This window comes from Flavobacterium sp., assembly GCF_047602195.1.
Lineage (GTDB): Bacteria > Bacteroidota > Bacteroidia > Flavobacteriales > Flavobacteriaceae > Flavobacterium.
Map to the genome: position 1 here is coordinate 1,769,904 of NZ_JASGHW010000004.1, position 18,165 is coordinate 1,788,068.

The following is an 18,165-nucleotide window of genomic DNA, read 5'->3' on the forward strand; positions in this document are numbered from 1 at the left end:
AATAACTCAACTTGATGCAACTACATTTCCATCCTAATTTTTCCAAATACCAATCAGATTTAAAGCAGTTTATTGACCATTTCAACACTACCGGGACTTTGTTCGGGAATGGGAAACGCAATAAGATCAAGCTTTTTGAATTGGATGGCACGACGGTCAACATCAAATCGTTTAAAGTTCCGAATCTCATCAATAGTGTGGCCTATAAATTCTTCAGGAAATCGAAGGCGCGCCGCTCGTTCGAATTCGGTAATATTTTGCTCGAGAACGGCATCGGGACGCCGCAGCCCATCGCATTTGCGGAAAACTTTACATGGCTCGGACTCGAAAAAAGTTTTTACATCAGCGAACACCTGGTCTCGGACTTGACTTATCGCGAACTCGTCGAGATTCCCGATTATCCTGAACATGACACGATTCTGCGTCAATTCATCCATTTCTGTTTCAAATTGCACGAAAAAGGCATCGAGTTTTTGGATCATTCGCCCGGAAATACGTTGATCCGTAAGGTGGCGGCTGGTCATTATGATTTTTTTCTCGTCGACCTCAATCGCATGGGATTCCACAGCGAGATGGATTTCGACCAGCGCATGAAAAACCTCTCTAGGCTCACACCCAAAAAGGAAATGGTACAAGTAATGAGTGAAGAATACGCCAAATTGTATCCGCTCAAATCAGCGGAAGCTATTTTTGAAAAGATGTGGTTTTACACCAATGAATTCCAGGTCAAATTCCACCAAAAAAAGAAAATGAAGAAAGCGCTTAAATTTTGGAAGTAATTCCCTGTGCGAGCATTTTCTTGAGTTCGCGGTAACGCATCGCTACGCTTAACGCATTGAGGTAGCAAATAATCACGCCTTTTTTTCCATCGAGAAAACCAAGCCTTACGATGAACTGGTACAGGAATGTATAGGTAGGGTGCAGGTACAAATGGTAGAAATTCGGGTTCACGCCTTTGGCATGCGCCTCGAGTGCCTTGAACTTCCCGTAATTGATCATCTTCTGTTTGTACGAATCGTAATCGGTATAGGAGAAATGGATCAGTTTGTTCTTGAATTTCCCGACGTTGCCGTCCACGGTCATCTTTTCATGAACGAGGCGTTCGCTCGTGTAACGCGCCTTGTTCTTGCGGAACAATCGGAAAATCTTGTCGGTCTGCCAACCGCTGAAATGCAACACGCGTCGTTTGAAAAAGAACTTGCGGTAAAACAGATACGCGCTGATGTTTTCGTCTTTTTCGATCGTTTCGAGGATTTCTGCCTTGAGTTCGGGCGTCAGGCGTTCATCGGCGTCGATAAACAAAATCCATTCGTTGCGCGCCTGGTCAATGGCAAAATTGCGTTGAGCGGTATAATTCTCAAACGGATGCTCTATAAATTTGACATTCGGGAACGAAAGCGAGATTTCTTTGGTGCGATCTTTACTGAACGAATCCACCACAATAACTTCATCTGCAAAATCGAGGTCACTTAAAAGTTCCTTCATGTGAGCCTCTTCATTCAACGTAATAATCAGAACGGAGATTTTATTATTGGGGGTTAATTTCATTCAATAGCAAATATTCAACAAATATAATTTATTTACTATTTTTGCAAAGGCTAAAACCAAAATTTTATGAAAATTTCTGTTATCGCGAGCACTTACAATTCCGAGGAATGGCTTGAAAAAGTAATCTGGGGATTGAGCGTACAGACCGAAACAGATTTCGAAATCATCATCGCCGACGACGGTTCCAAACCCAAGACCAAAGAACTGCTCGATGCGCTGCGTCCGAAAATCGGCATGCCACTGATCCATGTGTGGCAGGAAGACAACGGTTTCCAGAAATCACAGATCTTAAACAAGGCCATCATGGCTTCGACCACCGATTATCTGGTGTTTACCGATGGCGATTGCATCCCGCGAAAGGACTTTGTGGCGACGCATCTCGAGCACCGCGAAAAAGGTTATTTCCTTTCAGGCGGCTATTTCATGCTGCCGATGGACATTTCCAAGGCCATTACCAAAGAAGACATCCTGAACCAGAATTGCTTCGACCTGCAATGGCTGCTCGACCACGGGCTCAAGAAATCGTTCAAGAATTCCAAACTCAGCGCGACGGGCTGGTTTGCCAAACTGCTCAACTTCATCACGCCGACCAAGCCCACCTGGAACGGCCACAACGCCTCGGGATGGAAAGAAGACCTCGTTTTCATCAACGGGTTCAACCAGGAAATGCAATACGGCGGACAGGACCGTGAACTCGGCGAACGCCTGTTCAATAAAGGGTTGAAGTCGAAACAGATCCGTTACAGCGCGATCGTTGTGCACCTCGATCACGCACGTGGTTATGTCAACGAAGCCACGTGGAAAAAGAATTTTGCCATCCGCGAAAACACGCGCAAAAACAAAGTTGTGCGCACGCCCATCGGCATCGATTCCAATTAATTTTTTTGAAGGTAGTCGGCCAGGGTCGGCAGAATCAGGTCCGGCGTATAATTTTGGTACAGTTCCATCGCCGCATCTTTCATGTCCTTGGGTGATTTGTTCCCGTACAATTCCGGTTTAAAATCCTTCAAATGTACCGAAACGTGTTTGTTTCCATCCTCAAAAGAATTCCACGCCTCTTTCTTGATCCAGGTCGAAAACACCGTAAAGGTCGGAATATCGATCGCCTTGGCCATATTGACCGCGCCGCCTTCGTTACCGATCAGCGCATCGCAATGGTGCGTGATCGACAAAAATTCGCGGATGCTGCCCGGAACTACGTCAATCTTGATGTGTTGCTGTGTCTCGGGTTGGCACAGATCAAAAATCGCGCGGGCTTCCTTGATTTGCGACGGCATGTAATTGAACAGCAGCACCGCATGGGTTTTTTCGACAATGAAATCAAGCACTTTTGCCATGTAAGCAAACGGATAGGTCTTGTTTTCACCGCTGCCGAGCACACCAATCATATAGATTTTTTGGCTGCGGTCGATGCCGTTGGAGTCGAGGATTTGGCGCCCGTTTTCCATTTCCGAATCCGTCAGGAAAATGCGCGGCTTGATGTCAAAATCAAAGTTGGGCAGCAAATGCCGGATCAAATTGATGCGGTTCTCGAGTGCCAAACCCGCATTGGTCAACGGTTTGGAAATTTCTTCCACCGTTTTGGTGTACAAAAAGTTGGTGTACGATTTCCGAAAACCGATTTTCGTATTCGCCCCCGAAAATGCCACCACGAGATTGCTTTCGGTCTTGCCGTACGCATCCACGACCATGTCGTATTTTTCCTTGCGGATTGACAGCAGGAATTTCAAAAACGCACTTTTGCTTTTGCGCGAAGCCTCATCAAACAAAACAATATGGTCAATATTCGGGTTGTTTTCAATCACCGGTTTTGTAAACGGATACACAAGGTAATCGATCTGCGCACCCGGAAACATTCGCCGCAAATTGTTGCAAATGATGCTCGAGGCGAGCACATCGCCGATCATTTTTTGTTGGATGACAAGGATTTTCTTCATTTGGATTTTTAGCTTCGCTCAGTTCGGCTTTCAGCCTCGTGTTGGGCGTGTCCCTGCGGGTCGCGCTTTCCGCTCTATCTTTTACGGCCTTCGCTACGCTATGGCAGCAAAAGGATGCCGCTGCAATCGCTCACGCAACCGCGAACTAAAATTAAACCGCCACGTCGTATTCGCGTAAAGCGTCGTTAAGGCTCGTCTTCAAATCGGTCGATGGTTTGCGCTTGCCGATGATCAGCGCACAAGGCACTTGGTATTCGCCGGCCGCAAATTTCTTGGTGTAGCTGCCCGGAATCACGACCGAACGCGCCGGAACCACGCCTTTCATTTCGACCGGTTGGTCGCCAGTCACGTCAATGATTTTGGTAGAAGCGGTCAAGCACACATTGGCACCAAGCACGGCTTCGGTTTCCACGCGCACGCCTTCGACGACAATGCAGCGCGACCCGATAAACGCTCCGTCTTCGATGATTACGGGCGCGGCCTGCAACGGCTCGAGCACGCCACCGATTCCGACGCCGCCACTCAAATGCACGTTCTTGCCAATCTGTGCGCAGCTTCCTACGGTAGCCCAGGTATCGACCATCGTGCCTTCGTCTACATACGCGCCGATGTTTACGTAGCTCGGCATCAGGATCACGCCTTTGGAAATATAAGCCCCGTGACGCGCCACGGCATGCGGCACCACACGGATGCCTTTTTCGGCATAACCTCTTTTGAGTGGAATTTTATCGTGGTATTCGAAAATGCCCACTTCGAACGTTTCCATCTTTTGGATCGGGAAATAAAGCACGACGGCTTTCTTGACCCATTCGTTGATCTGCCAGCCGTCGAGTGTGGGTTCGGCTACGCGCAAAACGCCTTCGTCTAGCAACGATACGGCCTTGCGGATGGCAGCAATGGTTTCAGGTTGTTGTAATAAGCTGCGGTTTTCCCAAGCTTCTTCGATGGTCGCGCGGAGGTGGTTCATGGTATGTGATTTTTAGCAAAGATAACCGCAATTTATCAAAAATAAAAACCTTTCTCAAAGGCGAATGCTTTAGGAAAGGCGGTGTTTTATATAGCGTCGAAATTCTTGCTTAATCGGTGTCGGCCATATAGCTTTGGCCCGCGAACATGTCAAAATTGATCATGAAGCGTTTGGTGGTGCTGTAGATGTACATCTTGATGTTGTCGATGAGCATGACCGTTACCGGATTCGACTTTTCGTCCTGGCACAAATAAATAGCGCCGTTGTCGGGCAAATCGGTTTTGGAAACGATGTTGAGGTGGTAATCCTTATCGGCCTTGACACTGATTTGGGTGGGCGTGAATTTGGCGAGCTGCGAGCCCACGCGTTGGGTGTTGCCCCATTGCTGTTTTTCATTGCGGGTTTGGTACTCGCTGAACACAAAAGTCCTGTTCTGTGCAGAAAGCGTCAATGAAAAAAGAATAAAAAGTGTCGGAAGCAGTTGCTTAACGCTCATTATATGCCTGATTTGGTTCTGCTAATAACGCAATTAATTTTGAAGTAGTATAATTTTTATGCAATTTTCATCGATAAAATGCATTAGTTGGTGCATTTTGTAAGAATTTACGTTTAACAATTGCATTCTTTTTTCGCTTTTAAAGCCTGTAAAATAGGTATCTTTGTGTCATGAAAGACCATTTTTCGATCCAATCGTCGGCTTACGCCCAATTTCGTCCGCATTATCCGGATGAAATGATCGCGCATGTGGCTTCTTTCGCAAAAACTAAAGTTGTGGCGCTTGATGTGGCCACGGGAAACGGTCAGGTAGCCAATAAACTATCGGCTTATTTTCAAATGGTTTACGCCACAGACATCAGTCAAAGCCAACTCCAAAAGGCGATTCCCGCTAGTAATGTCGTTTATAAGGTCGAAGCGGCCGAGCGTACCGATTTTGCTGACCGACAATTCGATTTGATCACCGTCGCACAAGCCGTACATTGGTTTAAGTTTGATGCATTTTACCAAGAAGTCTACCGGATTTTAAAGCCCGATGGGGTTTTCGCCGTTTTGGGCTATGGATTGTTCAGCACCAATCCTGATTCTGATGCCATCCTGATGGATTATTACCACCATATCGTTGGGCCGTATTGGGATGCGGAACGCCAATACATTGACCAAAAGTATGAAACCATCCCGTTCCCGTTTAATGAATTGGAAACGTGCAAATTCACCAATGAATTCAACTGGACTTTTGACCAACTGGTCGGTTACCTTCATACCTGGTCGGCCACGCAATCGTATAAAAACAAAATGGGGAACGATCCCGTGCAATTGATCCGGGACGATTTGAAGCAGTCTTGGGAAAACAGCGACAAGCGTGTGGCTTTTCCGTTGTTGCTGCGCGTCGGAACCTTAAAAAACAAACAGCCATAAAATGCCCAGAATTCTTGCCATCGATTACGGACAAAAACGCACCGGGATTGCCATCACCGACGAATTGCAGATTATCGCTTCGGGATTGACGACCATCCCGTCGGAAACCGCCATTTCGTTCCTGACGGATTATTTCAAAAAAGAAAATGTAGCAAAGGTACTGATTGGCGAACCGCGGCAAATGAACAACGAATTGTCGCAAAGTGCCGAAATCATTGCCGTTTTTGTCGAAAAATTCAAGCAAACTTTTCCTGAAATGCCCGTCGTTCGCGTAGACGAAAGATTTACTTCCAAACTGGCTTTCCAATCGATGATCGACGGTGGGCTCAAAAAGAAACAACGCCAAAACAAAGCACTCATCGACGAAATCGCCGCGACGATCATGTTGCAGGATTACCTCACGCGCAAAATGATCTAGGCCATTTTCGTGAAACGGACAGCCGTACTGACGATGTTTTCCGACAAATTGTTGAGCCAAACCAACTGTTCGATGACGAGTTGCGCTTCCTGCATCTTGAGTTCCAAGGCTTCGGCATCGTACCGGTGCGCCTCGCGCAATTCCTTTTCGCGGATGTTTTTGAGTTCGGTAAACCGCAGCGCGACTTCCTCTTTGGGTGTGCCGTCTTCATTTTGCGGTGTTGCTCCTTCGAGTATGGCTTCGGCTTGGTTCAAGTTTCGGATCACGGCGCCTACCACCACATTAAAGGCTTCCGATGCCGAAGTGGTCTTGTGCGATTGGATGTAAGTGCCCAACGAAGCCGATGATGATAATAAGGTATGGTTGAGTACCACGAGTTTGTACAATTGCGGCAATTGTCTCTGCTTTGACCGCGGCTCCTGAGACATGCGTTGGAACGACGACATCAAATTCCCGATTTCGATAAAGGCATTTTTGCGCGCCAAACGGTAAGTGGTCGTAACGGCGCCTTTCTCGTTGTAGAAACGCGAGATTTCGCTCAGGTAATTGCGGTTGGCCTCGATCGATTTCTTGAGGTGGACCGGCGCATTGAGAAATTCCAGGATGGCCACAAGAAATAGCTCGCCAAGAACGACAAGGCTGCGCCTACCAAAGTATCGACAATACGGAATTGGATCACATCTTCGATATTGGGCGTCAGCAATCCGTAAATAAAGACTACATAAATGGTCACGAATGTCGCCCCGATCTTGTAATTGATTGCCGTAAAGGTAAAACCCAGAACCATCGCAATCACGGCAAAGGCACCAATCAAAACCGGATTGTGTACGACGGTTAAAAGCGCAAAGGCAATGAGTCCGCCCAAAATGGTCCCGAAAATGCGGTGCCAGGACCGCTCTTTGGTAAGCCCGTAACCCGGACGCATGATGACCACGATCGTGAGCAAAATCCAATAGACGTTTTGCAACGGGAAAAGAACACCGATGAGAAATCCAACCAATATCGTGATCGTCATCCGCAGGGCGTGCCGGAAATAGGTGGAGGAAAAACTCAAATTCTCGCGGAATGTGCTCCACGGATAATACAACGGCACAAGGAATTTTTCCAAGTCCTTGTCGCGCCCCTTGAAATCCTGCGAACTCACGGCGAGCATAAACGCGCGCTCGACGACCGAAATTTTCTCGACCTGTTTTTCGGCATAGTGCAGCATGTTGGTCAGCATCCAGACGCCGTCGGCATCGGCAGTTGCAGTTTCATAATCACGGATGACTGTCTGGAGTTGCCCAAGGTCCTTGAACAAAAAATGTTTAGAGACGTATTTCTGGTGTTTTTCGATGCTTTTCGACAATTGCTTTAAAGTCGCGGCGAGGTTGTAGGCCAGGTTTTGGTAGGTCGCGAGCACTTTCGGATGCGCGTCGAATTTCTGGTGCAGTTTGGAATGGTCAAACGAAGTCGACAACGCGAGTTCCATAATTTCAACCAAAGATATAAACACGAGCAGCATCTTGCGGTTCTGGTTCGAACTTCCAGAATCGGGACGGTTGCGGATCAGGATTTCGCGGATGTTTTCATGGATCACGTTGAGTTCGACCTGCAAGTGCAGTTGCTTTTCGATGATCTTGGCGCGGTTGGCATCGGCATTCCACAAATCGCCGCGCAACTTGAGGTATTTGGAGGTCAATCGGATGCATTCCGAAATCTGCAATTCTACGTAACGGTAAGGGCGTAGGATATGAAAAATGAAGGAAATCAATAAATAAAATAGCCCACCTAATAACATCAATCCCGAATTGATGAGCATGTCCATTCCGGTGTGCAGGTGTCCAAAAGCCAACGAAATGGCAAGCAATCCCGAAAACGACACCATGTTCGCACGGTGGCCATAGACCGAAATCATGCACAGGAAAAATACCGTCAACGCAATAACCGGATACAAAATCCATGGGAAAGGATGCAATACGTTGACCAATAGATTGCAGCCCGCCACGATCAAAGCCGCCACGAGTACGCCGTTGATTTTGTGTTTGAGGTTGCTCGGAATATCGCTCGGATAGGTCAGGAAAGCGCCAAGGGCAATCGTAAAACCCATCTCGAAGTGACCGAACTGCGACAATGCCACGGCGGGTATGACGGACGCAAGGGTTACTTTGACCGCATTGGTAAAATGGGTGCTGTCGGTAAATTTTCGGACGCGGTCAATCATTGGGAAAGTGTTGCCGGCAAAGTTACGCAATGTGTTAAGAAATCGGCAGCAAACCCGGTCGAATTAAGATAAAATTGTAAAAATTTGCCAATTCTTAACATCGGCTAAACCAATGTCTATTTTTTCACTATTTTTGCCAACCACATTCGTATTCAAATACCATTAAAGAATGATTTTACCAATTGTAGGATACGGCGATCCCGTGCTCAGAAAGGTTTGCGAGCCCATTTCGCAAGATTATCCACACCTGAAGCAAATCATCGCCGACATGTACGAAACCATGTACAATGCGTATGGCGTTGGGCTTGCGGCACCGCAGGTCGGATTGGGCATTCGACTTTTTGTGATCGACACCAAACCTTTTGGCGAGGACGACGATTTGTCCAGCGAAGAACAAACCGAGCTCAAAAGCTTCCGCAAAACCTTTATCAATGCCCAAATGCTCAAGGAAGAAGGCGAGGAGTGGGGCTTTAACGAAGGTTGCCTGAGTATTCCGGAAGTGCGTGAGGATGTCTACCGACATGAGAAAATCACGATCGAATACTATGATGAGGACTTCAACAAGCACACCGATGTTTTCGACGGATTGATCGCGCGCGTGATCCAACACGAATACGACCACATCGAAGGGATTTTGTTTACCGACAAGATCTCGACGCTCAAAAAGCAACTCATCAAAAAGAAACTGCAAAACATCATGGAAGGCAAGGCGCGTCCGGACTACAAGATGAAATTTGCCGCTCCCAAAAAAGGAAGATAAGAACACCAGGAGCAAAGAACCAAGAACCAAGAAAAAAATAAAATTGTTATTAAAATGAACTTAGAAAAAATATTAGCGATTTCCGGAAAACCGGGTTTGTATGCACTCAAAATCCAAACGCGTTCGGGCTTTGTGGCCGAATCTTTAATCGATGGCAAGAAAATTACGGTGGGCCTGAGAAGCAACGTGAGTTTGTTGTCGGAGATTTCGATGTACACCAATTCCGAAGAAAAACCGCTGGCCGAAGTCATGCGCAACATCGCCATCAAGGAAGACAATGGTCCTGCTTTGTCACACAAGGAAGACAATGCCAAATTGATGGATTATTTTTCTGAGATTCTCCCGGATTACGACAAAGACCGCGTGTATCCGTCTGATATCAAAAAGGTATTGAACTGGTACAACATTCTACAGGCCAAAGGCTTGGTTTCGAAAGAAGCGCCAGCCAAAAAAGAAGCCGCAACTACCGAACCGGCCGAGTAAGTTGAAAACTACTGATAAATACAATCCTGCCTTGATTTGTTTCGCGGCAGGATTTCTTATTTTTATGCAAACCTATTTACAATGAATTCCAGACCACTCCAACTCCAGGCTTTCGAACGCTTGCTCAACATTATGGACGACCTGCGTGCGCAATGCCCTTGGGACAAAAAACAGACGATGCAGAGCCTGCGCCATTTGACGATCGAAGAAACCTATGAACTCGGCGATGCGATTCTCGACAACGATTTGAACGAAGTCAAGAAAGAGCTCGGCGATTTGTTGCTGCACATCGTTTTTTACGCCAAGATCGGCAGCGAGACCGGCGATTTTGACATGGCCGATGTGTGCCATGAAATCTGCGAGAAGCTGATCCACCGTCATCCGCACATTTATGGTGATGTAAAGGTGGAGGACGAGGAAGAAGTCAAACGCAATTGGGAGAAACTCAAGCTCAAGGAAGGCAAGAAATCGGTTTTGGAAGGCGTGCCGAAAAGCCTGCCCGCGTTGGTCAAAGCTTCAAGAATTCAGGACAAAGTCAAAGGCGTCGGTTTTGATTGGGAAGAACCGCATCAGGTTTGGGACAAGTTGCAGGAAGAATTGGGCGAATTGCAGGAAGAAGTCAAAAGCGCGAACCAGGATAAAATCGAGGGCGAGTTTGGCGACGTGCTGTTTTCGATGATCAATTATGCGCGTTTCCTCAACGTAAATCCCGAAGACGCGCTCGAACGCACGAACAAGAAATTCATCAAACGCTTCCAGTACCTCGAAAGCAAATCGGCAGAACTCGGCAAGCCTTTGTCCGAGATGACTTTGGCTGAAATGGATGTCTATTGGAACGAAGCAAAGAAGCTTTAATAGATAGCTACGAATTCACGAATCTGATTTAAAAATTTGTGTGTTCGTGGCCATAAAAAGAAAGAGGCCCAATACTGGACCTCATTCCGAACTAATAAAAAACAATTACGTGGCAAGCGTAAGGATAATATTTTTCTGCCATTTCTTGGCCATTTCCTGGTCTTCGTGCAGGCAAACCTGTGTAATCTGGTCGTGTTCGATGTTGTAGACCGCGACAAAATCCTTATCGGAATTTTTGTGCAGGAATTCGAGTTCCAATTTTAAGGTATCGCCCGAAAAGTTTTCCGTGGTCGGAACCAAACGGCAACTGCTGACGGTATTGAGGTCGACGAAAGCCGTGTGCTCGGGTTTGAAATTGAAGTCGATAAAAAAGAACCCTTTGTTCTTTTGGTCGAGCGCATAGAATTTTTTGTTGAGCGTTTCGGTTTGCCCGAAATGGAACTGCGGATGCTGTGCCAGGAGTTCGTTAATTTTTTTCTTGTTGAGGCTGTTCGAACGAAAAACCTTGTACAACGGGATGGCGATCAGTACCGTAATGGCAAGACCGATGAGGGTTACGGAAGTATCCATAATCTATTTTTTTAATGAATGAATGCAAAGTCGGAACTGTCAAAGACAGCCCGCATGAAAATTTTCTGGAAATTCAAGGCGTCAAATCACCAAAAGAAATGATAGGGAAAGAGCAGCAACGACACGGTTTCGCATCGGTTGATGTCCTGTAAAAAGAAGTTTTTTCGGATTGTTTTTTGTCCTGAAACACAAAAATCGATGCTGAGGAAAGCCGCGAGTTTGGCTACCGAAAATGCAAACGGTTTGGCATTCGATACGAGGTGCTGTGTCGACTCAGGTTGGATGAAAGCCAAGGCATGCAAGCCTTCTTGGGAGAATTCCGAAACGGGTTGTTCGGCAATGGGAGGCGTTTCGGCCAGTTGTTTTTCACCAAAAGCGAAAGACAAGCCGGCAAACAGCAACAAAATCAATAAGATGTGTTTGATTTTCCCCATGTGCCAAAAATAGCAGAAATAATGGGATTGGCCAACCAGATTGCATAAAAAAGCCACGAATTCACGAATTTTTAAGTTTAATTCGCGCATTCGTGGCCAATACTATTTCAGGATTTTATTCCTGCGTCATATTCCTAAGCTGCTTGAGTTTTTCCTTGAGTACCGTCAATTCTTCCTTGTGTTTCTCGATACTCTTGCGGACTTCGGTGATCATCGGGTTTTCTTTCTTCGGATTCTTGTCCTTGCTCGTGAAGAACTGGATGTTGTTTTCCAATTGGAAAATCTCGCCCTGCACTTCGTCAATTTTGCGCATCAGGAAAATCTTCTCGTTGTCGAGTTTGCGCGTATCGTCGCTTTCGGCCAATTGGTTGACACGGTTGTTGAAACGCATCATGTCCGATTCCTTCTTGCTCAGGCTCAATTTTTCAAATAAAGCGTCGAGGATTTTATTGAACTTCCCTTCGATGTGTCTTCTCGGGAACGGCACCTTTCCAAAACCCTTCCAGTTTTCGATGTGCGCCTTGATGGCATCGAGATCGGCTTTGTGCTCGCCTGTCAACTGGAATTCGCGCAGCGTTTCGAGATAGGCTTTCTTCTTATCAAACGCTTCGACTTCCTCGGCATTTTCTTCGGTTTTCGATTCCTTGAGCTTTTCGAAATAATGGTTGCAGGCCGCCTTGAATTCGCCCCAGAGTTTATCGGAGAATTTCCTCGGCACGTGGCCGATCGTTTTCCATTCTTCCTGGATTTGCTTCATGATCGGCGTCGTCGCAGCGAAATCGGTACTGTCCTTGAGTTCGTTGGCCTTGGCGACCAAAGCCTGTTTGCGGCTCAGGTTGTCGTTCTGGTCTTTCTTGATTTCCTTGTAGAATGAGTTCTTGAGCGCGTTGAAATTGCGAACGGCGTTCTTGAAAGACGTCCAGGTTTCCTCGTTGACCTCGGCTGGGACTTTTCCTGTGGCGAAAAACTCGTTGCGCAGGGCTTCGACTTTTTCAATCTGTTGCAGCCAAAGGGCATGCGAATTGACCTTTTCCTGTGCCAACACTTCGATTTTGGCGATGAGGTCTTTTTTCTTTTCGAGATTATCGGTTTCGCCGGCGCGCATTTTCTCAAACAATTGCTCGCGTTTGTCGTGCATCTGTTTGGTCAATTCGCTGAAGCGGTTCCAGATTTCCTCGCGGTGTTCGCGCGAAACCGGCCCGATGTCTTCCTTCCAGATTTTGTGCAGATCCTGCAATTCGCGGAAGGCTTTGTTGATATCGGCTTCACCGACCAATTCCTCAACGCGGGCGATGATGCGCTGTTTCTGCTCGAGGTTGTGCTTGAAGTCGATGTCGCGCGCCTCGCGGTCAAGGTGCAAATAATCGTAAAAATTCTCGACGTGGAAATGGTAGTTGTTCCAGACGTGGTTGTATTTGTCTTTCGGGATCGGGCCCGCATTTTTCCAACGTTCGCGGATGTCGTTGAAATGCTTGAGCGTGTCCTTGATGTTTTCCTGTGGGTTGATGAGGTTTTTGAGTTCTTCTACAATCGCAAGGCGTACTTTCAAATTCGATTCAAGATTGCCCTGGAGGTTCTTGAAATGCGCATTCTTTCGGTCGCGGTATTGCGAATAGATTTGGTCAAATCGGCGCTTGAGCGGGAATTCGTAATGGAAATCCTCAGTCGTATCTGGATTTTCGGCATGCCATTCGTCGCGTTTTTCGTCAATAAAATGATGGTACTTGGCCAGGAATGATTTGCGGATTTCCTCAACATGGTCTTTGACGGCCATGACCTTTTCATTGGCAGCGAGTTTGTCGAGTTCGGAGACGAGATCGTCCATCGAGAAAGTCTCGTAATCCTGCATCGGGATGTCGTGGCGCAACGTTTCGTCTTCGCTTTCCTGTGCGTTGACTTCGGCGATGGTTTCCATGACATCGAGGTTCGAATTGTCTTCCACGACCATCGAATCGTCTGCGACTTCTTCCGGAGACAGTTCAATCACAGGCGCCTCGGCAGCCGGTTCTTCCAATTCTGGGGTTGTATTTTGTGTGGCATCTTCGGTAATTGGTTCCTCGATGCCCGCTTCTGGTTCTGGATTTTGCGCAGGTACTTCCTCTTGTGGTGTTGCTTCAGTTTCAGTGGCATCCGAAATTGCTTCGGCTTCTACGATGGGCTCATTGTCTGTTGTGGACAAGGCTTCGTCATGCTCCGCGGTCATAGCATCCGCATTTTCAGTACTTTGTTCGGCTGGTTCGCCAACGTTGGTGTCGGCCAGCGATGTAGTTTGTTCTGGTGTTCCGTCTGCCTCGTTTGAATGGGACAGGTTATCATTCTTTTCTTCTAACATTTGCTAAAATGTTTAAGGTTTATAAAATTTGAGGGCGTAAGATAGTAAAGCGATCCCAAAATTCAAAGCAAATCGGCTAATTTAAAGCGATTCAAGGTATTTCGATTCGATTTTGGACGGCGGGCAATGTGAAGATTTACATAAATTTCCGGATTCCGATTAAACTTTAAATCGTTGCATTTGTCCTAGCCCCGAAATTTAAAAACAACAAAAATGAAAAATCTGAAATTAGTTTTTACAGCCTTAGTGCTTTTGGCATTCATGGCAAACATGCAAGCGCAAGAAGCCAAGCCAGCCAAGCAAAGACCGCAATTGACCGAGGCGCAGAAAGAAGAACGAAAAGCCCAATTCGAAGAAAACAAGAAGCGCCTGGCCTTGAGTCCCGAACAAGAAAAATCGTTCAAGGAAATCAACAAAAAGTTTCACCAGGAAATCAAAGGCATCAAAGACGGTGAGGGCGATCGCACTGAAAAGGCCAAAAAGGTAAAAGAAATCAAAGACCGCAAGGACGAGGAAGTCAAAAAAATCCTTTCAGAGCAACAGTTCAAGACCTATCTTGACATCCAGAAAGAGCGCCACAAGAATAGGAGAGAAAAGCGGATGCGCGATTCGCAAGAGCAGTAAATTGTAAACCATCAGGAAACTGGTGGTTTTTTATTTGTGCCAGATTTTCCAAGCTTTCTCGGCTTGTAAAACCAACATTTCCATACCGTTTTTGGTGACCGCGCCCTGCTCTTTCGCCTTTTGCAGGAACAAGGTTTCCTCGGGATTGTAGATCAAATCATAAGCGATATGGTCAGTTGTGAAGAATTCGTAGGGCAACGGCGGACATTCATCGGTATTCGGGCTCGTGCCGAGTGGCGTGCAGTTGATGATGATTTGGTAATTGTCGAAAGTGGTGGTGTTAATCCGGTCGTAACCGATCGTGTTGGCTTTGGCTTCACGCGAAACGAAAGTGTAAATGATTCCGAGTTGTTCCAATGCAAATGCCACGGCCTTCGAAGCCCCGCCGGTTCCCAGGATCAACGCTTTTTTGTGGTGTTTTTGCAACAGCGGATAAAGCGATTCTTCGAATCCGAAGCAATCGGTGTTGTAGCCCTTGAGGTTGCCGTTCTTGGTGAATCGGATCGTGTTGACCGCCCCAATCTTTGCGGCTTTTTTCGAGAGTTTGTTCAGATACGGAATGACGGCTTCTTTGTAGGGGATCGTCACGTTAAGCCCGGCCAGATTGGGATTGTCCTTGATGATTTCTGGGAACTGTTCGATGCTTTCGATGTCAAAATTTTGATAAGAATGGTCATCGAGTTGGTCTTTTTCAAACCGCTCGGTGAAGTATTTCTTCGAAAACGAATGCCCGATGTTGCGCCCGATCAAGCCATATACTTTGTGTTGTTCTTCCATACCGCTAAGATAAAAAAATCGGCCGGTATGGTGTTACCGGCCGATTAGCAATTTGTTGTAGGTAAGTTAATCTTTCCTGTATTTTGCGATAATGTTCTGTATCGATTTTTTGTCCCAAACGGCTGGGTACAATTCCTCAAGAATGATGTGGTTTTCGAAGTTCATGCGCAATCCGTTGGTCAGGTGGAACTTTCCTTTGTCGTTTTCGCCGAGGATGTAATACAAACCGGCCAGTCGATATTCGACTTCATATTCGTCCGGGAAATATTCGGAGGCTTGCAGCAAAGTCTGTACGGCATTGTCGAATTCTCCCAGAAATTGCAGGATGTCGACCCAGAACAACCAAGTGTCCAATTGGAAATCGCCCAACTCCACGGCCTTACGGTACCCGATTTCGGCCTCCTCGAAAAAATGCATTTCCTTGTTGATGGCGGCGTAGCGTTTCCAGTACAAACGGTTTTCGTTGTCGATATTGAGCGCCTTGTTCACATAAAACAACGCTTTCTGGTAATTTTTCTGACGCATGTAAAAATCGGTGATCGCAATCCAGCCCTTGTCGAGCAACGGATCTTCGTGTACCGTTTTGTTGTAGAACTTCAAGGCCAGTGTATCGTTGCCCAATTTCTCATGGCATTTCCCGATGCGCAACAGTGCATATGATGTCGGATCGTCAAGTTCTATGGTGCGGTTGTAGGCTTCGATCGCTTCCTCGTAACGTTTCAAACGCTCCAATGATTTGGCTTTTTCCATGAAGGCGCCCATAAATTCTTCGTCGATGAGCGTCGCATAATCGAAGGCGCGCAAGGCGTCTTCGTATTGTTTGAGTCCGTAATGCAAACGGCCTTTCTGGTGCCAGGCGATTTCGCTGTACGGATTCTTGTCAATGTATTGGTTCAGGTAAGCAATGGCTTGTTCGTTCTGGTCGAGGAATTCGAAACAATACACCACATTGTACAATGCGGCCTGATCGTCGGTGTCTTCTTCGAGGCATTTGATGAAACTTTCCTTTGCCATTTCCAGGTTGTCCATAAACAGGTATTCCATCCCGATCAGGTTGTACACATCGGCGTAATCGTCGGTGTGCTGCAACGCGATGTTGAGCAATTCAACCGCTTTCTCGTGGTTGTCGCGTTTGGAATAAATGTTGGCTTTCTGGATGTAGATTTCTTCGTTCGTAGGTTCGAGTGCGTAGAGTTCGTTGAGCAATTTTTCGGCTTGATCGAGTTTGTCATCATAGACCAACATTTCTACCTGAACCAGTTTGAGACCGGTTGATTTGGGATGTTGCTCGAGTGCTAATTTTAAGGCTTTTTTGGCTAAAAATGCTTTACCCATATCGAGGTAATGAAGAATGATTTCTTCGAATTCCTCTGAATCAAAGAAGAAAACTTTGTTCGTTTTCAGCATCGATTCGAATTTTGATAAGGATAAATTGTAGTTGTCTTCTTCGTCGCTTAAATGCATACTGTATATCTTTAAAATTATCCTGAAATAAAAGTAGCTAACGGTTTTATTGGTCCCAGGACAATCGGTATTAGTTTGTGAACAATTTAATTAACAAAATCCCTACGGTAGTTTTTGGGATTCAGTCGTTTAACATTAAACGTCACTTTGTGGTATTTGTTTGATTCTCTTTCATTACTTCATCCATCGCTTCGAGGATTATTTGGCAGCCTTCGCGGATTTCGTTTTCAGAAATCGTCAGCGGCGGGGTAATCCTAATTGCGCAACCTTCAAAGAGCAGCCAGAATAAAATCAGTCCCTTGTCCTGACATTTGAAAATCACGCGGTTGGTGATTTCCGGATCTGCTGTCATCGCGGCGAGCATCAAGCCCTTGCCGCGAATTTCGGTCAACAAAGGATGTACCAAAAGCGAACGGAACAGTTTTTCCTTCTCGATTGTCTGCGGAATCAAATCCGTTTCAGTAATTTCCTTCAAAGTGGCCAGACAGGCTGCCGCAATGACAGGATGTCCGCCAAAAGTGGTAATGTGCCCGAGCTTTGGGTCATGGCTCAGCAAATCCATGTATTCGGCCTTGGCGACAAAAGCACCGCACGGCATGCCGCCGCCCATGCCTTTGCCTAATATAATTACGTCTGGAACGACCTCGTAGTTTTCAAAACCCATCAATTTTCCGGTGCGTCCGAATCCGGGCTGGATTTCATCGATGATCATCAAAGCGCCGACTTCTTCGCAACGTTGTTTTACTTTTTTGAGAAAACCGTTTTGAGGTTGGATAAAACCCGCGCCGCCTTGAATACTTTCTAAAATAATCCCGGCGGTTTTGGTCGTGATTTTCTCCAAATCGGCTTCGCTGTTAAACGTAATGAAATCCACATCGGGAATCAAAGGACGGAACACCTGCTTGCGTTCTTCAAACCCCATCACGCTCATCGAACCCATCGTATTGCCGTGATAGGCATTCTTGCAAGAAATCAATTGGCTTCTTCCAGTCACACGTCGAACCAGTTTCAAAGCGCCTTCGGTGGCCTCCGTTCCAGAATTGACGAGATAAACTTTGTTCAAAGATTCTGGCAACAGCGAAACGAGCAACTTGCAGAATTCCACCGCCGGACTTTGCGAATATTCACCGTAAACCATCACATGCGAATATTTGTCGAGTTGGTCTTTAATGGCATTGTTCACCCGTTCAGGACGATGACCGAGCGTACAGGCCGAAACACCGGCGACAAAATCAAGGTACGCTTTGCCATTCGTGTCATAGATATAAGAACCGTCGGCATGCGAAACTTCCATCCCTAACGGGTAAGGTGAGGTTTGGGCTTGGTATTTTAAAAAATCGGAATTCAATTAATAATGAATAATTAACAATTAATAATGAG

General features: G+C 46.4%; 20 protein-coding genes. 8 read left to right on the forward strand and 12 right to left on the reverse strand.

What is annotated here, in order from left to right:
* The first annotated feature begins 14 nt into the window (after positions 1-14).
* Positions 15-779, forward strand: coding sequence for a lipopolysaccharide kinase InaA family protein (locus QM717_RS14035; RefSeq protein WP_415038304.1), 765 nt, complete (start codon positions 15-17; stop codon positions 777-779).
* Here the strand turns inward: QM717_RS14035 and QM717_RS14040 are convergent.
* On the reverse strand, positions 763-1,548 hold the full coding sequence (locus tag QM717_RS14040; protein ID WP_415038306.1) for a glycosyltransferase family 2 protein: 786 nt from the start codon (positions 1,546-1,548) through the stop codon (positions 763-765). The genes QM717_RS14035 and QM717_RS14040 overlap by 17 nt on opposite strands.
* Positions 1,549-1,614: 66 nt before the next feature.
* Here QM717_RS14040 and QM717_RS14045 point away from each other — a divergent pair, with 66 nt between their 5' ends.
* Positions 1,615-2,427: a glycosyltransferase family 2 protein gene (locus tag QM717_RS14045; protein WP_415038308.1), complete on the forward strand. Its 813-nt coding sequence runs from the start codon at positions 1,615-1,617 to the stop codon at positions 2,425-2,427.
* On the opposite strand, the gene QM717_RS14050 is transcribed toward QM717_RS14045, so the two are convergent.
* The 3 genes from QM717_RS14050 to QM717_RS14060 form a co-directional block, all read right to left on the reverse strand.
* Positions 2,424-3,485, reverse strand: a complete 1,062-nt coding sequence (locus QM717_RS14050; protein ID WP_415038310.1) for a glycosyltransferase family 9 protein — start codon at positions 3,483-3,485, stop codon at positions 2,424-2,426. The genes QM717_RS14045 and QM717_RS14050 overlap by 4 nt on opposite strands.
* A gap of 151 nt (positions 3,486-3,636) precedes the next feature.
* Positions 3,637-4,452 carry a 2,3,4,5-tetrahydropyridine-2,6-dicarboxylate N-succinyltransferase gene (locus tag QM717_RS14055; RefSeq protein WP_415038312.1) on the reverse strand — a complete coding sequence of 272 codons (816 nt, stop codon included), beginning with the start codon at positions 4,450-4,452 and terminating at the stop codon, positions 3,637-3,639.
* 109 nt (positions 4,453-4,561) lie between these two features.
* Complete coding sequence (locus tag QM717_RS14060) at positions 4,562-4,948, reverse strand: hypothetical protein (RefSeq protein WP_415038314.1); 387 nt, start codon at positions 4,946-4,948, stop codon at positions 4,562-4,564.
* Between the two features lie 170 nt (positions 4,949-5,118).
* Between QM717_RS14060 and QM717_RS14065 the strand changes: the two genes are divergently transcribed.
* Both QM717_RS14065 and ruvX read left to right on the forward strand, forming a co-directional pair.
* Entirely contained in the window at positions 5,119-5,865 is a 747-nt protein-coding gene (locus QM717_RS14065) for a class I SAM-dependent methyltransferase (RefSeq protein ID WP_415038316.1), read from the forward strand.
* Position 5,866: 1 nt separating this feature from the next.
* Positions 5,867-6,283 (forward strand): Holliday junction resolvase RuvX, encoded by a 417-nt coding sequence (gene ruvX, locus QM717_RS14070; RefSeq protein ID WP_415038318.1) that lies wholly within the window; start codon positions 5,867-5,869, stop codon positions 6,281-6,283.
* On the opposite strand, the gene QM717_RS14075 is transcribed toward ruvX, so the two are convergent.
* Positions 6,280-6,894 (reverse strand): hypothetical protein, encoded by a 615-nt coding sequence (locus QM717_RS14075; protein ID WP_415038320.1) that lies wholly within the window; start codon positions 6,892-6,894, stop codon positions 6,280-6,282. The two genes, ruvX and QM717_RS14075, sit on opposite strands and share 4 nt — an antisense overlap.
* On the reverse strand, positions 6,822-8,486 hold the full coding sequence (locus tag QM717_RS14080) for an FUSC family membrane protein (protein WP_415038322.1): 1,665 nt from the start codon (positions 8,484-8,486) through the stop codon (positions 6,822-6,824). Before QM717_RS14080 ends, QM717_RS14075 begins: the two co-directional genes overlap by 73 nt.
* 169 nt (positions 8,487-8,655) lie before the next feature.
* Between QM717_RS14080 and def the strand changes: the two genes are divergently transcribed.
* The 3 genes from def to mazG all read left to right on the forward strand — a co-directional run bounded on the left by def (position 8,656) and on the right by mazG (position 10,584).
* Entirely contained in the window at positions 8,656-9,246 is a 591-nt protein-coding gene (def, locus tag QM717_RS14085) for a peptide deformylase (RefSeq protein WP_415038324.1), read from the forward strand.
* A gap of 54 nt (positions 9,247-9,300) precedes the next feature.
* On the forward strand, positions 9,301-9,729 hold the full coding sequence (locus tag QM717_RS14090; protein ID WP_415038325.1) for a DUF5606 domain-containing protein: 429 nt from the start codon (positions 9,301-9,303) through the stop codon (positions 9,727-9,729).
* Between the two features lie 81 nt (positions 9,730-9,810).
* On the forward strand, positions 9,811-10,584 hold the full coding sequence (gene mazG / locus QM717_RS14095) for a nucleoside triphosphate pyrophosphohydrolase (protein WP_415038327.1): 774 nt from the start codon (positions 9,811-9,813) through the stop codon (positions 10,582-10,584).
* Positions 10,585-10,689: 105 nt separating this feature from the next.
* On the opposite strand, the gene QM717_RS14100 is transcribed toward mazG, so the two are convergent.
* The 3 genes from QM717_RS14100 to QM717_RS14110 form a co-directional block, all read right to left on the reverse strand.
* Positions 10,690-11,154: a hypothetical protein gene (locus QM717_RS14100; protein WP_415038329.1), complete on the reverse strand. Its 465-nt coding sequence runs from the start codon at positions 11,152-11,154 to the stop codon at positions 10,690-10,692.
* A gap of 86 nt (positions 11,155-11,240) precedes the next feature.
* Positions 11,241-11,588: a hypothetical protein gene (locus tag QM717_RS14105; RefSeq protein ID WP_415038330.1), complete on the reverse strand. Its 348-nt coding sequence runs from the start codon at positions 11,586-11,588 to the stop codon at positions 11,241-11,243.
* Positions 11,589-11,703: 115 nt separating this feature from the next.
* On the reverse strand, positions 11,704-13,920 hold the full coding sequence (locus QM717_RS14110; protein ID WP_415038332.1) for a DUF349 domain-containing protein: 2,217 nt from the start codon (positions 13,918-13,920) through the stop codon (positions 11,704-11,706).
* 213 nt (positions 13,921-14,133) lie between these two features.
* On the opposite strand from QM717_RS14110, the gene QM717_RS14115 reads away from it, so the two are divergent.
* Entirely contained in the window at positions 14,134-14,544 is a 411-nt protein-coding gene (locus tag QM717_RS14115) for a hypothetical protein (RefSeq protein ID WP_415038334.1), read from the forward strand.
* Between the two features lie 30 nt (positions 14,545-14,574).
* Here QM717_RS14115 and QM717_RS14120 read toward each other — a convergent pair whose 3' ends face one another.
* From QM717_RS14120 to QM717_RS14130, 3 genes are all read right to left on the reverse strand, one after another.
* A complete protein-coding gene (locus tag QM717_RS14120; RefSeq protein ID WP_415038336.1) occupies positions 14,575-15,321 on the reverse strand; it encodes a shikimate dehydrogenase family protein in 747 nt (248 codons plus the stop codon).
* Between the two features lie 66 nt (positions 15,322-15,387).
* Positions 15,388-16,785, reverse strand: coding sequence for a tetratricopeptide repeat protein (locus QM717_RS14125; protein ID WP_415038338.1), 1,398 nt, complete (start codon positions 16,783-16,785; stop codon positions 15,388-15,390).
* 142 nt (positions 16,786-16,927) lie between these two features.
* A complete protein-coding gene (locus tag QM717_RS14130; RefSeq protein WP_415038340.1) occupies positions 16,928-18,133 on the reverse strand; it encodes an aspartate aminotransferase family protein in 1,206 nt (401 codons plus the stop codon).
* Positions 18,134-18,165 lie beyond the last annotated feature (32 nt).

Bases quoted from the DNA above. Each gene is read 5' to 3' on its own strand.
- QM717_RS14035 (WP_415038304.1), top strand. From the start codon at position 15: ATGCAACTACATTTCCATCCTAATTTTTCCAAATACCAATCAGATTTA.
- QM717_RS14040 (WP_415038306.1), bottom strand. From the start codon at position 1,548: ATGAAATTAACCCCCAATAATAAAATCTCCGTTCTGATTATTACGTTG.
- QM717_RS14045 (WP_415038308.1), top strand. From the start codon at position 1,615: ATGAAAATTTCTGTTATCGCGAGCACTTACAATTCCGAGGAATGGCTT.
- QM717_RS14050 (WP_415038310.1), bottom strand. From the start codon at position 3,485: ATGAAGAAAATCCTTGTCATCCAACAAAAAATGATCGGCGATGTGCTC.
- QM717_RS14055 (WP_415038312.1), bottom strand. From the start codon at position 4,452: ATGAACCACCTCCGCGCGACCATCGAAGAAGCTTGGGAAAACCGCAGC.
- QM717_RS14060 (WP_415038314.1), bottom strand. From the start codon at position 4,948: ATGAGCGTTAAGCAACTGCTTCCGACACTTTTTATTCTTTTTTCATTG.
- QM717_RS14065 (WP_415038316.1), top strand. From the start codon at position 5,119: ATGAAAGACCATTTTTCGATCCAATCGTCGGCTTACGCCCAATTTCGT.
- ruvX (WP_415038318.1), top strand. From the start codon at position 5,867: ATGCCCAGAATTCTTGCCATCGATTACGGACAAAAACGCACCGGGATT.
- QM717_RS14080 (WP_415038322.1), bottom strand. From the start codon at position 8,486: ATGATTGACCGCGTCCGAAAATTTACCGACAGCACCCATTTTACCAAT.
- def (WP_415038324.1), top strand. From the start codon at position 8,656: ATGATTTTACCAATTGTAGGATACGGCGATCCCGTGCTCAGAAAGGTT.
- QM717_RS14090 (WP_415038325.1), top strand. From the start codon at position 9,301: ATGAACTTAGAAAAAATATTAGCGATTTCCGGAAAACCGGGTTTGTAT.
- mazG (WP_415038327.1), top strand. From the start codon at position 9,811: ATGAATTCCAGACCACTCCAACTCCAGGCTTTCGAACGCTTGCTCAAC.
- QM717_RS14100 (WP_415038329.1), bottom strand. From the start codon at position 11,154: ATGGATACTTCCGTAACCCTCATCGGTCTTGCCATTACGGTACTGATC.
- QM717_RS14105 (WP_415038330.1), bottom strand. From the start codon at position 11,588: ATGGGGAAAATCAAACACATCTTATTGATTTTGTTGCTGTTTGCCGGC.
- QM717_RS14110 (WP_415038332.1), bottom strand. From the start codon at position 13,920: ATGTTAGAAGAAAAGAATGATAACCTGTCCCATTCAAACGAGGCAGAC.
- QM717_RS14115 (WP_415038334.1), top strand. From the start codon at position 14,134: ATGAAAAATCTGAAATTAGTTTTTACAGCCTTAGTGCTTTTGGCATTC.
- QM717_RS14120 (WP_415038336.1), bottom strand. From the start codon at position 15,321: ATGGAAGAACAACACAAAGTATATGGCTTGATCGGGCGCAACATCGGG.
- QM717_RS14125 (WP_415038338.1), bottom strand. From the start codon at position 16,785: ATGCATTTAAGCGACGAAGAAGACAACTACAATTTATCCTTATCAAAA.